The 14030-nt window shown below is 50.4% G+C and carries 15 protein-coding genes; 2 read left to right on the forward strand and 13 right to left on the reverse strand.

What is annotated here, in order from left to right:
* Positions 1 to 12: 12 nt before the first annotated feature.
* The 12 genes from GWK09_RS01300 to recR form a co-directional block, all read right to left on the reverse strand.
* On the reverse strand, positions 13 to 1704 hold the full coding sequence (locus tag GWK09_RS01300) for an amidase family protein (RefSeq protein WP_163691214.1): 1692 nt from the start codon (positions 1702 to 1704) through the stop codon (positions 13 to 15).
* Positions 1671 to 2543 (reverse strand): DUF2911 domain-containing protein, encoded by an 873-nt coding sequence (locus GWK09_RS01305; RefSeq protein ID WP_204260344.1) that lies wholly within the window; start codon positions 2541 to 2543, stop codon positions 1671 to 1673. Before GWK09_RS01305 ends, GWK09_RS01300 begins: the two co-directional genes overlap by 34 nt.
* Positions 2540 to 3493: a signal recognition particle-docking protein FtsY gene (gene ftsY / locus GWK09_RS01310; protein ID WP_163691215.1), complete on the reverse strand. Its 954-nt coding sequence runs from the start codon at positions 3491 to 3493 to the stop codon at positions 2540 to 2542. The genes GWK09_RS01305 and ftsY overlap by 4 nt, the downstream gene beginning before the upstream one ends.
* An 88-nt stretch (positions 3494 to 3581) precedes the next feature.
* On the reverse strand, positions 3582 to 3734 hold the full coding sequence (locus tag GWK09_RS01315) for a DUF4295 domain-containing protein (protein WP_163691216.1): 153 nt from the start codon (positions 3732 to 3734) through the stop codon (positions 3582 to 3584).
* A gap of 6 nt (positions 3735 to 3740) precedes the next feature.
* Positions 3741 to 3923, reverse strand: a complete 183-nt coding sequence (gene rpmG / locus GWK09_RS01320; protein ID WP_129602758.1) for a 50S ribosomal protein L33 — start codon at positions 3921 to 3923, stop codon at positions 3741 to 3743.
* Between the two features lie 18 nt (positions 3924 to 3941).
* On the reverse strand, positions 3942 to 4178 hold the full coding sequence (rpmB, locus tag GWK09_RS01325; RefSeq protein ID WP_163691217.1) for a 50S ribosomal protein L28: 237 nt from the start codon (positions 4176 to 4178) through the stop codon (positions 3942 to 3944).
* A gap of 72 nt (positions 4179 to 4250) precedes the next feature.
* On the reverse strand, positions 4251 to 5498 hold the full coding sequence (locus tag GWK09_RS01330; protein ID WP_163691218.1) for a competence/damage-inducible protein A: 1248 nt from the start codon (positions 5496 to 5498) through the stop codon (positions 4251 to 4253).
* Positions 5498 to 5836 carry an Hpt domain-containing protein gene (locus GWK09_RS01335; protein WP_163691219.1) on the reverse strand — a complete coding sequence of 113 codons (339 nt, stop codon included), beginning with the start codon at positions 5834 to 5836 and terminating at the stop codon, positions 5498 to 5500. The genes GWK09_RS01330 and GWK09_RS01335 overlap by 1 nt, the downstream gene beginning before the upstream one ends.
* A complete protein-coding gene (locus tag GWK09_RS01340) occupies positions 5837 to 6448 on the reverse strand; it encodes a fumarylacetoacetate hydrolase family protein (RefSeq protein WP_163691220.1) in 612 nt (203 codons plus the stop codon).
* Positions 6449 to 6462: 14 nt separating this feature from the next.
* The gene (locus GWK09_RS01345) at positions 6463 to 7239 is read right to left on the reverse strand and encodes a 3'-5' exonuclease (protein ID WP_163691221.1); all 777 of its coding nucleotides are present in this window, start codon (positions 7237 to 7239) and stop codon (positions 6463 to 6465) included.
* Positions 7240 to 7291: 52 nt separating this feature from the next.
* Complete coding sequence (locus GWK09_RS01350) at positions 7292 to 8650, reverse strand: dihydrolipoamide acetyltransferase family protein (RefSeq protein WP_163691222.1); 1359 nt, start codon at positions 8648 to 8650, stop codon at positions 7292 to 7294.
* Positions 8651 to 8734: 84 nt separating this feature from the next.
* A complete protein-coding gene (recR, locus tag GWK09_RS01355; protein ID WP_163691223.1) occupies positions 8735 to 9355 on the reverse strand; it encodes a recombination mediator RecR in 621 nt (206 codons plus the stop codon).
* Positions 9356 to 9413: 58 nt separating this feature from the next.
* Between recR and GWK09_RS01360 the strand changes: the two genes are divergently transcribed.
* A complete protein-coding gene (locus GWK09_RS01360) occupies positions 9414 to 10874 on the forward strand; it encodes a sodium:solute symporter (protein WP_163691224.1) in 1461 nt (486 codons plus the stop codon).
* Positions 10875 to 10881: 7 nt separating this feature from the next.
* On the opposite strand, the gene GWK09_RS01365 is transcribed toward GWK09_RS01360, so the two are convergent.
* Positions 10882 to 11244: a CoA-binding protein gene (locus tag GWK09_RS01365; protein WP_163691225.1), complete on the reverse strand. Its 363-nt coding sequence runs from the start codon at positions 11242 to 11244 to the stop codon at positions 10882 to 10884.
* 301 nt (positions 11245 to 11545) lie between these two features.
* Here GWK09_RS01365 and GWK09_RS01370 point away from each other — a divergent pair, with 301 nt between their 5' ends.
* Positions 11546 to 13993 carry an outer membrane beta-barrel protein gene (locus tag GWK09_RS01370; protein WP_163691226.1) on the forward strand — a complete coding sequence of 816 codons (2448 nt, stop codon included), beginning with the start codon at positions 11546 to 11548 and terminating at the stop codon, positions 13991 to 13993.
* The last annotated feature ends 37 nt before the right edge of the window (positions 13994 to 14030 follow it).

A 14030-nucleotide genomic window follows, 5' to 3' on the forward strand; every position in this document is an offset into this window, starting at 1 on the left:
ATCTGAGGTAGATTATTTATATCCCTCTGGAATTTTTCGCACTTTACTGATCTTTTCGAAGGCAGCGCCCAACTGAAGCAACTCAGGCTCTTCAAAGGATTTGCCTATAAAGGTGAGGCTGATGGGTTCTCCATTGGTCTTGTACCCCATAGGAACGGTCAGGGCCGGGTATTTGGCCACTGCCGCATAGGCCGCGTGGTAATTGTTGATGGAGAGTATAGCGTCCAGTCGGTGCGTATCCATGGCCGTGTTGAAGAAATCCCTGCTGCTTTTTTCCAGGTCCGATTTGATCTTCAGCAGGTCTTCGACAGACGTGCTGTCTGTTACCACGGCTTTCAGTCGCCCCTGTCCGTAAGGAATTCGTACCAGGGTATCCTGCAGGTTGAAGTCCATAACGTCCTGCACAGTCCTCACTGTCACGGCCTTCGTATCCCGTACATTTTTCCGGATATAGGCAGGAAGGTCTTCCTTCATATCCAGGTTCAGGATACTTAAAAACCCGTCGAGGGGAATTCCGGGTGGGTCAAGGATCGTGATCTCTGCCCCGGCTTCCTTCAATAACTCCAGGGTTCGGCTGTAGATACTATCCCTTTCCAGGAGGTTCGAAAATGCCCCAAAACGCTTCCCACGGAGGTCTTCCTTCCCGAGCTGATCAAACCAGTGTGCACCTTGCTCCTTCTCCACGGAAGCCGTATCCTCCGGATCTTTGCCGAGCATGGCATCCAGCAGAATGGCGTTGTCGGTCACATTCCGGGTCATAGGCCCGGGGGTGTCGAGCGTACTCGATATAGGCACGATACCCGACCTGCTCAAAAGTCCGATCGTCGGTTTGAGTCCCACCACAGAATTCTGGCTGGAAGGGGAAAGTATGGACCCCGAAGTTTCCGTACCCACTGCAGCCACGGCGTAATTGGCTGCCATGGACGTCCCGCTTCCCGAGCTGGAACCCCCGGTCTCAAAGATCCTCCTCCCGTAAGGGTTCAGGGTCTGCCCCCCATAGGCGCTGTACCCAACAGGACATCCGTCACATAGATAGTAGGCCCATTCGCTGAGGTTCACCTTCCCCAGGATCAGGGCACCATGAGATTTCAGTTGTTTGACGATAAAGGCATCCGAAGTTGTGTTTTCCTGAAAGGCCAGTGCTCCTGCCGTGGTCCGCATCCCGTCCGTGTCTATATTATCCTTGAGCAGAACAGGCATCCCGTAGATGGGGTGCTGTCCGTCCTTGCGGTTCCTGTCCCGCTCCCTGGCCTCTTCCAGGACCTGCGCGTTCAGGGCGATGACGGTATTGAGGGTCGTTTCATTATCCAGTTCGTACTGGTAGATCCGCTTGAGATAGAACAGGGTCAGTTCCTCATAGGTGAGCTTTCCTGCCTTAATGGCCTTTTGCAGGGAGGGGATATCCTGCTCCAGGATGAGGGGTTTTAAACTTTCGTATCTCGCTTCGGGAAAAGCATTCACCTCCCGGTAAAGGGGGAGGAAGATATCGTTTTTATCGAGCACCCTCGACTGTATCAATTTATACCTCATCCTCGGGTTCTCGTGCTCCTTGTTGGCGGCAACTTCGGCAGAATCGTTGTAAGGGGTCCACAAGACGATGTCCTCTTCAGGAGCCTTCGTATTCTTACACCCGATAAACAATAGGGTTGTGGCCAGCAACAGGAGTACACCTACTCTTTTCTTTCTTTTTCCCAATTTTTCCATTTTATTATGTTTTCCCGGTTCATCCGAACGAACTCATCCTTTCCCTCTGCGTCCGCCAGTTCAAGGGAACGCTCAGCTGAGGCTATTGCCTGCCTGTACAGGCCCATCCGGGCTTGCAGCAGTGATTTTACCCGGTAAAAATAGTACGTATCCCCACCCAGGTCAATGGCGGTCTGCACATAGTCCAGAGCCTTTTCCGTATCCAGCCCTTCTTCCTGCAGGTACCTGGCCGCTTCATAATAGGTCTGGGGGGTTGGATCGCCTTCCAGGCTTTTCCTGATAGTGGTGCGCATGGTCTGTTCCGTATCTACTTCCAAAGGAATCGGGATCACGGTATGTCCCCACTTCAATAACAAAAGAGCACCGTTGTGGTGTATGGAGTCAAAACTGATCTGGAAATTCTCCTGCCATGCTTCTTCTTTCCGGGGGGCCACCTTAATCCTGAATGCATCCTCGGCAGGGTCATAAGCCGTCCTGCCGTCTCCCCAGTGGGTGGTGTTCATGTGGAAGGCCACTTCCCAACCATCTTCTTCCGGAAAGGCGTAAAGTGCGTAAGTTCCCGGGGGTAAGCGGTTACCCAGGACTATGATCTCTGTATCTGAGGTGAACTTTGTGGATTCATTCGCCCCAACTCTCCATATCCTGCCGTAAGGGACAATCCCGCCAAAAAGTTCCCGCCCTCTGGCTGCGGGCCTCGAATATTCGATTTTGATACGGGTCAGGCCGATCTGTTGCTCCACCCTCGTGAACGGACTGGCTTTTGGATGCTCGATCTGACCCCGGGTTGAATACGATGAGAGGAACAGAATAAGGAGCCCTATGCAGTAAGGCGGTCTCAACTGAAGAAGGAGTCTACGAATTCGTACTTGTTGAACACCTGCAGGTCTTCCACCCTTTCCCCTACTCCAATATATTTTACGGGGATCTGGAACTGGTCAGAGATCCCGATTACCACACCTCCTTTGGCAGTACCATCGAGCTTGGTCACAGCCAGGGAACTCACTTCGGTGGCCTTTGTGAATTGCCGGGCCTGCTCGAAGGCATTTTGGCCGGTAGAACCGTCGAGAACCAGCAATACTTCATGCGGGGCATCGGGTATCACCTTTTGCATCACCCTTTTTACCTTGCTCAATTCGTTCATCAGATTGACCTTGTTGTGGAGGCGACCGGCCGTATCGACCAGGACCACATCGGCGTTCTTGGATTTTGCCGCGCTTAGGGTATCGAAAGCCACGGAAGCAGGATCACTTCCCATCTTCTGTTTGACAATGGGTACCTCCACCCGGTCTGCCCATACCTGCAACTGGTCTATAGCTGCAGCCCTGAAAGTATCGGCAGCACCCAGGACTACTGAAAATCCCTTGTTCTTGAACTGGTGGGCGAGTTTTCCAATGGTCGTGGTCTTACCCACCCCGTTCACCCCGACCACCATGATCACATAGGGTTTCTTATCCCCGGGCAATTCAAAATCTGTCCCTTCTCCCGTATGCGTCTCGGACAGCAATCCGGCGATCTCTTCCCTGAGGATCTGGTTGAGTTCATCCGTGCCCATGTACTTATCTTCCGCAACACGCTTTTCAATACGCTCAATGATCTTCAGGGTGGTCTCTACCCCGACGTCTGAGGTGACCAGCACCTCCTCGAGGTTGTCGAGTACATCGTCATCCACCCGCGATTTGCCGGCGACCGCCTTGCTGAGTTTGGTAAAGAAACTGGTCTTGGTCTTTTCAAGCCCCTTATCGAGGCTCTGTTTCTTCTCGGAGGAAAATATTTTCTTAAAGATACTCATAGGTGGTCGGTGCTTGGAAGCATCAAATATAAGAAATAAAAAAGCCGCTAACTCAGAGTAGCGGCTTTGGATGATATGAGATTGCTGACTACTTTTTAGCCAGCCAGTCGTTTACCATTTCAGGGGACATTACGGATTCGACAAAGGTATAGGCACCACTTTTGGGCGACTTCACCATCTTGATCGCTTTTGTCAGTCTTTTGGAACTCCCTTGCAGGGTTGCTACGGTCTTCTTAGCCATGTCTTCTTACTTTATCTCTTTGTGAACGGTCATTCTTTTCAGAATGGGATTGAACTTCTTGATCTCCAGACGGTCCGGAGTATTCTTCTTGTTCTTGGTGGTGATGTACCTGGAAGTTCCGGGCATACCGGACTCCTTGTGCTCAGTGCACTCTAGGATCACCTGAACTCTGTTTCCTTTCTTGGCCATAGTATCCTGGTGTTGGGCTTATTTTATAGATCCGTTCTGACGGGCCTCCTTCAGCACGGCAGAAATTCCTTTTTTGTTGATGCTTTTAAGAGCCCTGGCAGAGACCTTCAGGGTAACCCATCGGTCTTCTTCCGGGATGTAGAACCTTTTCTTGGAAAGATTCACATCAAACCTTCTTTTGGTTTTGTTGATCGAAAAAGAAACGTTATTTCCGAACATTGCCTTCTTCCCGGTAATTTCACAAACTTTAGACATGCCGCTCTTCTTTACTTGATTTTAATCAGGTGGCAAATTTACGTCATTTTCACGGAAGAGCAAAAATCTTTCTCAGAATTTTAAAATTTCTTTCCGCAACATTTCCAGGGCCTTATGAACCCCTTTCTGGACGATCCTCACCCGGTGGTTTCCCATGGAAAACGATTCGACCACAGTACCTTTCTCACTCGCCACGGCGATGAATACCGTTCCTACAGGGGCATCGGAATCTCCTTTTGTAGGGCCTGCATTTCCGGTGGTGGCGATCCCGAAATCCGATCCCATGATCTTCCGGACATTCTCAGCCATAACCGAAGCCACTTCAGCACTGACCACGGAATGTTCCCTGATCAGTTGTTCACTTACCTTCAACAGGTCTGTCTTTGTTCGGGTGGCATAGGTAACCATCCCCCCGACGAAGTAGGCAGAAGCCCCGGGTACCGAGGTGATCTGTTCAGCGATCCTTCCCCCTGTAAAACTCTCTGCTGTAGCCATGGTCATCTGCCTCGAGGTCAGTAATTGGCCCACTACGGCTTCCAGGGTGCCTGCATCCTCTTCCCCCGAGATGATATCCCCTATGGTAGCGTACAGCTTTTCAGACACCTCCCGGATCCCATTCTCCAGCACGGCCTTGTCTGCCCCCTTGGCCGTAAGCCGCAGCCGGACCTTTCCCAGGTTTGGAAGGTAGGCCATTTTGATGAAGGGCGGGAGGGAATCCTCAATGTCCGAGATACGCTCAGCTATCGCACTTTCCCCCAGGCCATAAGTCATCAGGGTCTTGTGGAGGATGTAAGGCCGACTAAAACGGGATACGATGGCCGGAAGCACGTGTTTTGTTAAGAGTTCCTTCATCTCAAAAGGCACTCCCGGAAGGGAAATAAAGACCCTGTCTCGGTGTTCAAACCACATGCCCGGGGCCGTTCCATGGGCATTGGGCAGTACTCTGGCCTTAGTTGGAACCATAGCCTGCCTGCGGTTCACTTCAGAGATGGGGGTGGAGATATAGGTCTTGAACAGGTATTCAATGTTTTTGAGCACATCGGGGTCCTGTACCAGGGAATCCTCAAAGTATTCACATAGGGTAAGCTTGGTGATATCGTCCTTGGTAGGCCCCAGCCCTCCGGTCATTAGGATGATCTGTGCTCTGGAGGAAGCCTCCTCCAGAGCTTTCAGGATATGGTCCCTGTCGTCCTGTACAGAGGTGATCTGGAATACGGAGATCCCTATTTTATTGAGTTCCGAGGCAATAAATGCAGAATTGGTGTCGACGATCTGCCCGATAAGGATTTCATCGCCTATCGTAATGATCTCCGCATGCATTATACATCAAAATCTTTGTGCAGCTCCGAAATGACCTGATGGATGTCCTTTTTGAGGGCGGGAAATTTCTCTTTGATCCGATCCATGTTGGCTTCGTCCTTTCCGAGGGTCTCTATCTCCAGGGCGATCGCCCTGGTCTGTTCCATCCCCAGTATATCCACATTCGGTTTGATCTTGTGGGCAAGTTGGTAGACATTCTCGTAATCCCCGCTTTCAATGGCTTTCTCCAGGTCCTCGAGGTCCTGGGGTACTTCCTCCAAAAACACAGTCACCACAGAGAGGACGAAATCATCATCTCCCTCCGCCATCTCATTCAATTTATCCAGGCTGTAGATCATCTACCTAATTTTTAAACGAAACATTTCCGTCCCTTCCAATCTGCCGGAAAGGTAATCATTTGGACTTACTTTGCCAACTCCCGCAGGCGTTCCGGTAAAGAGAATATCCCCCTTTTTTAAGGTGAAAAATCTAGAGACATACCCAATAAGTTCGTCTATGGGCCACAACATTTCTGCGGTATGTCCTTGCTGTACCAGCTTCCCGTTCAGCGACAGGTCGAAGTGGAGGTCCCTCAGGTCACCGAGCTCCTTTTTGTCTATCCATTTACCGATGACGGCAGCTCCGTCAAAACCTTTGGCCTTCTCCCAGGGAAGTCCTTTTTCCTTGAGTCTGGCCTGGAGGTCACGGGCGGTAAAGTCGATGCCCAACCCAATATCATCGTAATACTTATGGGCAAATCTCGGATCGATGTGTTTCCCGACCTTTTTAATCCTGACGAGTACCTCCACTTCGTAATGCACATCCTGAGTAAATTCGGGGATATAGAAATCCTGTTCCTTGGGGAGTACCGCAGAATCTGGTTTTATGAAAACAACCGGGTCTGACGGCCTTTCATTGGCCAACTCTTTGATGTGCTCGGCGTAATTACGCCCTATACAGACGAGTTTCATATCCGGGAGATTCTCTAGGAGAGCTTGTTGTTGAGTTTGCGCAATTTGATCTGGGTAAGCACTTTTTTGGTGTAGAGCGGGAAATCCGCATTGAGGATCCACCCGAAATACCCGGGCTCCTCTTCCAGTACCTCCAATACTTTCTTCCCCTTGTGTTTCCCGAAGGTGAAGACCTCTTCCTCCTCTTCGTCATAGCCTATGAACCCCGCAAAATCAGCGCTCTGCCGATAGGTGGAGAAGTCGGCCAGCTTCTTTACATCATTTTCCAGGTCGGGATAGCGCTCCAATTGAGCCAGCAGCACTTCGTAGGTGGCTTCGGTGTCTGCCTTGGCACCATGTGCCCCTACCAGGTCCTTGTCGCAATAGAATTTATAGGCCGCAGAAAGAGTGCGCTGCTCCATTTTATGGAAAATGGTCTGCACGTCAACCGATACCATATTCTTCATGTCGAAATCGACTCCCGCCCTCAGCATCTCTTCGGCCAGGAGGGGAATATCAAAGCGGTCCGAATTAAAACCGGCGAGGTCGCTGCCTTTGATGAACTGATAGATCTCCTTTGAAAGGGCCGAAAAGGTAGGGGCATTCGCCACCGTCTCATTGGAAATTCCGTGGATGGCTACAACAGCTTCCGGGATCTCACATTCGGGGTTCACCAGCCAGGTACGCTGCTCCTTGCTGCCATCCGGCTTTATCTTCAGGATGGATATCTCGACGATTCGGTCCTTGGCCACATTCGTTCCCGTGGTCTCGAGATCGAAGAAACAAATGGGTTTATTGAGGTTCAATTTCATTTTGTGCTGTTAAAAGGGTTCGGAGATTGGCTATCCGATCGGTCTAACCGGCTCAGATCTCCCGGTCCATGTCCCAATTCTCCAGGTATTCTGCCACCGCCTTGACGAACATACCGCCCAGAGCACCGTTCACTACGCGGTGATCATAGCTGTGGGAGAGGAACATCTTGCTGCGGATCCCGATAAAGTCACCCTCCTCGGTTTCGATCACAGAAGGCATCTTACGGATGGCACCCAGGGCCAGTATCCCAACCTGGGGCTGGTTTATAATGGGAGTGCCAAAGACACTGCCGAATGTACCTACGTTGGTCACGGTATACGTACCTTCTTTGATCTCATCGGGTTTGAGGGCGTTGTTCCTTGCCCTGTTAGCCAGGTCGTTCACCACCTTGGCCATCCCGACCAGGTTGAGCTGGTCTGCATTCTTGATCACGGGAACGATCAGGTTCCCGTCAGGAAGGGCCGCCGCCATCCCTATATTGATGTTCTTCTTTTTGATGACCGTATCCCCGTCTACGGAAATATTCACCATGGGGTATTTTTTCAGGGCCTTGGCCACCGCTTCCATAAAGATAGGAGTAAAGGTCAGTTTCTCCCCTTCCCTTTTTTCAAAGGCATCCTTGACCTTGTTGCGCCACTTGACCACGTTGGTGACATCCACCTCTATAAAACTCTGGACATGGGCAGAGGTAGCCACACTTTCCACCATGTGATGGGCGATGAGTTTTCCCATACGCGTCATGGGGATAACCTCGTCGGCTCCGGTAACCTGGGCGGTGGTGACCTTATGAGGCGCTTCGGCAGCCTTGGCAGGTGCCTTCTCAGCAACCGGTTCGGCCTTGGGCTGTGCTTCCCTGACCTCAGTCTTCCTTTCATCGCCATTCTTGCGGGATTCTACATAGGCAAGGATGTCGTTCTTCGTCACCCTGCCTTCCAGGCCCGTTCCTGCGATGGCGTCCAGCTCCTCCTGGGAGATGGATTCCTGCTTTGCGATATTCCTTACCAGTGGAGAATAGAATCGCTCTGATCCGGATTGCACCGCAGGAGCGGCAGAGACCGTTTCCCTGGCACGGCTCAGGTGTTCCTCGATCTCAGTACTCACGGCCTCGGATACTTCTTCCTCCTTCGGTTTCACCTCCACTTCAGGAGTGGAAGCGGGTTCGCCCTTTGAATCGGTCTCGATGACAGCCACCACTTCACCTACCTTGATCACGTCATCCACCCCAAACCTTTTTTCTACAAGGACCCCTTCCACCTCGCTGGGGACCTCGGAATCTACTTTATCCGTGGCGATCTCGAATACCGCCTCGTCCAACTCTACCGTATCCCCTACTTCCTTGAGCCAGGATGTTAGGGTGGCTTCCGCTACGCTTTCCCCCATCTGAGGGAGTTTCAATTCGAACTTTGACATATTCTTAGTAAGGGCCTTGTTAGGTTTGATATTTTTGCAAAAATAATAATTTTTCGGTCGGATTTTTATATTTTCCCTATTCTGTCAATCTGCTTTAAGGGAGGTCTCAAAAGGAATCCTGTGAAGGATACTCCTTCCCAGGGTGATCTCATCAGCGTATTCCAGCTCGTCACCTACGGCAATTCCCCTGGCAATCGTAGAGGTCTTCACACCCTCATCCTGTATCTGCCTGTAGATATAAAAGTTGGTCGTATCCCCTTCCATGGTTGAGCTCATGGCGAAGATGAGTTCCCTCACCTCGCCGCTTTTCACCTTTTCCACAAGGGAACGAATGGTGAGGTCCTGTGGGCCGATCCCTTCCATAGGGGAGATCTTGCCTCCCAGCACATGGTACAACCCGTTGTACTGGCTAGTATTCTCAATGGCCATCACATCCCGAATGTCTTCCACAACGCAGATCAGACCGTTGTCCCTCTTGGGGTTGGAGCAGATCTCACACAGGCTGAGATCGGAGATATTATGGCAATTCCTGCAGAATTTGATCTCTTCCCTCAGGGTATTCAATGCATGGGTGAGCCTTCCGGTCTGGGAGGCGGGTTGTTTGAGGAGGTGTAGCACCAGCCTCAGCGCCGTGCGCTTGCCCACCCCGGGCAGCTGGGACATTTCATAGACCGCGTTCTCAAGGAGTTTTGACGAAAATTCCATACGGACAAAATTACGTACTATTTTTACTTTTTGTACTTTGGGCCGGAAATTAATTCGAATGGATGCCTCCCGTATTCTGCTGCTGATCGGCGCGTATTTCCTGGTCCTGATCGTGATCTCCTACATTACCGGACGCAATGATTCCAATGCCGATTTTTTTCGGGCCGGGAACAAGTCGCCCTGGTTCGTAGTCGCTTTCGGGATGATAGGTGCCTCCCTCTCCGGGGTCACGTTTATTTCCGTTCCGGGCTGGGTAGAAGCTTCTGAATTCAGCTATATGCAGGTGGTCCTGGGCTATCTGGTGGGTTACTTTGTCATCGCCTTTGTCCTTCTGCCCATTTACTACAGGCTGAATGTTACCTCCATTTACGAATACCTCCAAGGCAGATTTGGGATAGTGAGCTATAAGGTAGGGGCCATTTCTTTCTTTGTGTCCCGGGTTCTGGGCGCTTCTTTTCGCCTGTTTCTGGTTGCCATCGTTTTACAGCAGTTCGTCTTCGACGCCTGGGGAATTCCCTTCGAACTCACCGTGGTCATATCCATCCTGCTCATCTGGATCTACACCTTCCGTGGCGGGATCAAGACCATCGTCTGGACGGATACCCTGCAAACCCTGTTCATGTTACTGTCTGTAGGGCTTTCCATTTACTTTATCAACGAAAAACTGGGGTGGGGCTTTTCTGAATTCCTGAATTCCGATGAACTGAAGGAATACAGTAAGGTCTTTTTTACGGACGACTTCAATCAAAAGAACCACTTCGTAAAATCCTTTCTCGGGGGGATGTTCATCACCATTTGTATGACCGGACTAGATCAGGACATGATGCAAAAGAACCTCACCTGTAAATCCCTGGGAGACGCACAAAAGAACATGGTAACCTTCAGTATCATCCTGATCGTTGTCAACTTCGTTTTTCTCTTGCTTGGGGCCCTTTTATTCATCTATGCAAATCGCTACGGAGTGGCCCTTCCCCTGATGGACGGGGAGCCCAAGTCGGATCTGTTGTTTCCCGAGATCGCCCTAAACAGCGGACTGGGAAGCTTGGTGGCCTCTACCTTTATCCTGGGCCTGATCGCCGCCGCTTACAGCAGTGCAGACAGCGCCCTTACTTCCCTGACCACCTCCTTTTGCGTTGATTTTCTGGGGATAGAAAAAAGAGAAGTCAGTCTCCAAAAAAGCCTTCGCAAAAAAGTACATGTTGGGATGAGCCTGCTCCTGATCCTGGTAGTGATCAGCTTTAAGTACCTGCTAGACCGGAATGTCATAGACGGACTCCTCACGGTGGCCACCTATACCTACGGGCCCTTACTGGGTCTCTTTGCCTTCGGAATCTTTACCAAATACCAGATATACGACCGGATGGTCTGGGTAGTCGCCCTCTCCTGCGTCCTGGTCATCATCGGGCTTTCCTATCTGCCGGCAGATGTGCTCGGGGGCTACCAGATCGGGTATGAACTCCTCCCGATCAATGGACTCATCACTTTCCTGGGGCTGTGGTTGATCCGGAAACGGGTCTGACCATCCCTTACCGGTATTGCCCAATGGAAAGCATGACGAGCGTACAGGCAACCTCTACTTCGATATCGGCTTCTTCGAGCAGATCATAGAATTCTGGATTCTCGGTCCCTGGATTAAAGATGACCCTTCTGGGTTTAAGGTCGAGGATCGTCTGGTAGAAGGGCCGCTGCCTATCGGGGTTCATGTAGAGCGTGATGGTGTCGACGTCCTCAAACGATTCACAGGAAGTCCTGATGTGCACACCGGCCACATGGCCTTCCCTCATCCCAAAGGCCAGGACCTCCTCCCCTGCTTCCACCAATCTTTTTATAGCCACATGGCTGTACCTGTAGGGTTTTAAGGAGGCTCCGAATACCAGGGTCTTACTCATATCCTTTGTTCGCTGTTAAAGTGTGTTAAGAACTGTAACGTATGGGTCGGACTTCCGTCTTTTACAAAAAGCTCATTCATTGGGAGGCTGTATTTTCAAAGTTAATGGTTAGTGTTTAGTGCGGCATACCAATGATAGAAACCCCGGTCCTGCACCGGGGTTTTGTTTTTTCATTCGGACTCTTTCCCCTTATAAAAATCTGTTTCGAATCGTTAAAATTCACCTTCATCCGTTACAAATATCAGGAATAGGCGTCTTACTTGTATCATCAATCAGTCAATCAATCAATTAATCAACAGTCATGAAAAAAGTAACCCTCCTATGGGCCATTCTGGCCTTTACTGCGGTTTTCGCCAAAACAGACCCGGAAAACCCCGACCCCAAAGACGGTATCATACTCGGAAAAGTGATCGATCAGGATCTCAGTGAACCTGTGGCATATGCCACCGTGGTGATCAAATCCATGGACCTTAAGACCATCTCGGGAGGGATAACCACGGAAGATGGCTCCTTCCTTATCGAAAAATTGCCAGACGGACATTATATTCTGGAGGTACAGTATATCGGTTACAAAACCCATAGCCAGGAGGTCATCCTGGACAAAGGGCATCGCAAGATTCAACTGGGCACCATTACCATTGCCGAGGAGGCTGAATCCTTGTCGGAGGTGGAGGTCGTGGCAGAAAGGACCACCATAGAGCAACGCATAGACCGGAAGGTGGTCAACGTAGGCAAGGACCTCACCACGGCCGGGGCTACCGCCTCAGATATCATGAACAACATCCCTTCGGTAAATATCGATCAGCAAACGGGTGAACTCTCCCTCCGCGGCAATTCCAACGTGAGGGTCATGGTAGACGGAAAACTGTCTAACGTGCCCGTGGCCCAGCTTCTAAGGCAAATTCCCTCCTCTTCCATAAAGTCGATTGAGCTGATCACAAACCCTTCGGCCAAATACAACCCCGAGGGAATGAGCGGCATCATCAATATCATCCTTCACAAAAATGCGAATATCGGTTTTAACGGGAACCTCAACACAGGGCTTACCGTAGGGATAGAAGCCAAATACAATGCCTCCCTCGACCTGAATTATCGCAATGGCAAACTAAACCTGTACGGAAATATAGGCACTAACATTGGCAAATACGTCAATGACGGGAACATCTACAGGGTAGTGGAGAATTCCCAGCAGTTCTTTGAATTCATGAACAACAACAAGTCTTACCTCTATAAAATAGGGTTCGATTTTTACCTGAACGAAAAGAACACCCTTTCCTTCTTTACCAACCAGAATATCTTTCAGGGGAAGGGACAGGGCCTTACGGATGTAGTTTATTACGATGATACGAGCCTCAACAACAGTCAGACTTTCATCCCTGTAAACGATAACCAGAGCGAACAGTACAATTTTGACTACAAGCTCGATTTCGGCAAAGAGGGGCACAACCTGGAGCTGGAAATCGACCACAACAGGTTCGAAGATGATGAGGAGTCGGCTTTCAGGATCAGCGGAAATTCCCTTTTTCCGAATTACCGCGATTTCGTGGCAACTCAAAGGACACAGACGATCGCTAACCTGGATTACGTCAATCCCCTGGATTCTATCTCCAAGATCGAGGCCGGACTGGAATCCAGAAACTTTGAGACTGAGGTGGACTACCGTTCGACCGGACTATCCTTCGATGCCAATGGCAACCTGAGGCCTACCCCATCAACGGCTTTTACCTATGGGATGGATATCTATTCTGCCTATGCGACCTTCGGCCAGAACTTCGAGAAATGGTCTTATCAGATCGGCGCCCGGATCGAAGATGTCACAGTAAAGGCAGATACCAATTCAGTAAGGGCGTTTGACGACCGGTACACACAGATCTACCCTACCGCCTTTATAACCTATACCCCAAACGAAAAAGACCAGTTACAGCTGAGCAGTAGCCGAAGGGTGGACCGACCCGGCCTTACCCAGGTCAACCCCATCAGAGAATGGGCAACCCCCCTGATCTCTTCCTTTGGGAATCCCAGTCTGTTTCCTCAATTTACATCATCCCTCGAACTGAATTACACGAGGAGGATAAAGAATGGGAGCCTCACCTCGGGGATTTTTTACAGGACTATCAAGGACGAGATCAACAGGGCGGTGTACGTAGACCGACTCGATCTGAACAAACTCATTCTTACCTTCGACAACTTCGACAACACCTCCGCGTATGGGATGGAGTTTTCAGCAAACTACAAACCCGCCAAATGGTGGAATATCAACGGGAGCTTCGATCTGTATTCCCAGACCCAGAGAGGGGTGACGGAAAGCCTGGAGGGGTCCAATTCCGAAGCGTCCCTCGAAGATATAGTCGTTGAAAGAGTGGAGGTTCAAAATACGGCCTGGAACCTGAGGATGAACAATAGCTTTACAGTGACCAAGGACCTGACCCTCCAGTTGTTCGGATTCTACCGGGGTCAAAATCAGAATATCCAGTTTTCAGTAGAACCCATGTATTTCGTAAATCTGGGGCTCCGCTATGGTTTTGCTCAGAACAAAGGAACATTCAGTCTCAATTTCAATGACGTGTTCAATACGATGCGGTTTGCCTTTGACGGAGACCGACCTTTCCTGCAGACCGGGGAATTCAATTGGGAAAGTCAGAATGTGTATGCGGGCATTTCCTATCGATTTGGAAGCGGCAAGAACCGGGCCTCCAGGCGTAAAAACAGGGATGACAATACGAAACAGGGCAGCGGAGGTATCTTGTAGCGATCAATATCGGTCTCAGGCAATCGGGATTTTGGGT

Source organism: Muriicola jejuensis (assembly GCF_010671595.1).
In the GTDB taxonomy this organism is placed as follows: domain Bacteria; phylum Bacteroidota; class Bacteroidia; order Flavobacteriales; family Flavobacteriaceae; genus Muriicola; species Muriicola jejuensis.

Bases quoted from the DNA above. Each gene is read 5' to 3' on its own strand.
- GWK09_RS01300 (WP_163691214.1), bottom strand. From the start codon at position 1,704: ATGGAAAAATTGGGAAAAAGAAAGAAAAGAGTAGGTGTACTCCTGTTG.
- ftsY (WP_163691215.1), bottom strand. From the start codon at position 3,493: ATGAGTATCTTTAAGAAAATATTTTCCTCCGAGAAGAAACAGAGCCTC.
- GWK09_RS01315 (WP_163691216.1), bottom strand. From the start codon at position 3,734: ATGGCTAAGAAGACCGTAGCAACCCTGCAAGGGAGTTCCAAAAGACTG.
- rpmG (WP_129602758.1), bottom strand. From the start codon at position 3,923: ATGGCCAAGAAAGGAAACAGAGTTCAGGTGATCCTAGAGTGCACTGAG.
- rpmB (WP_163691217.1), bottom strand. From the start codon at position 4,178: ATGTCTAAAGTTTGTGAAATTACCGGGAAGAAGGCAATGTTCGGAAAT.
- GWK09_RS01330 (WP_163691218.1), bottom strand. From the start codon at position 5,498: ATGCATGCGGAGATCATTACGATAGGCGATGAAATCCTTATCGGGCAG.
- GWK09_RS01335 (WP_163691219.1), bottom strand. From the start codon at position 5,836: ATGATCTACAGCCTGGATAAATTGAATGAGATGGCGGAGGGAGATGAT.
- GWK09_RS01340 (WP_163691220.1), bottom strand. From the start codon at position 6,448: ATGAAACTCGTCTGTATAGGGCGTAATTACGCCGAGCACATCAAAGAG.
- GWK09_RS01345 (WP_163691221.1), bottom strand. From the start codon at position 7,239: ATGAAATTGAACCTCAATAAACCCATTTGTTTCTTCGATCTCGAGACC.
- GWK09_RS01350 (WP_163691222.1), bottom strand. From the start codon at position 8,650: ATGTCAAAGTTCGAATTGAAACTCCCTCAGATGGGGGAAAGCGTAGCG.
- recR (WP_163691223.1), bottom strand. From the start codon at position 9,355: ATGGAATTTTCGTCAAAACTCCTTGAGAACGCGGTCTATGAAATGTCC.
- GWK09_RS01360 (WP_163691224.1), top strand. From the start codon at position 9,414: ATGGATGCCTCCCGTATTCTGCTGCTGATCGGCGCGTATTTCCTGGTC.
- GWK09_RS01365 (WP_163691225.1), bottom strand. From the start codon at position 11,244: ATGAGTAAGACCCTGGTATTCGGAGCCTCCTTAAAACCCTACAGGTAC.
- GWK09_RS01370 (WP_163691226.1), top strand. From the start codon at position 11,546: ATGAAAAAAGTAACCCTCCTATGGGCCATTCTGGCCTTTACTGCGGTT.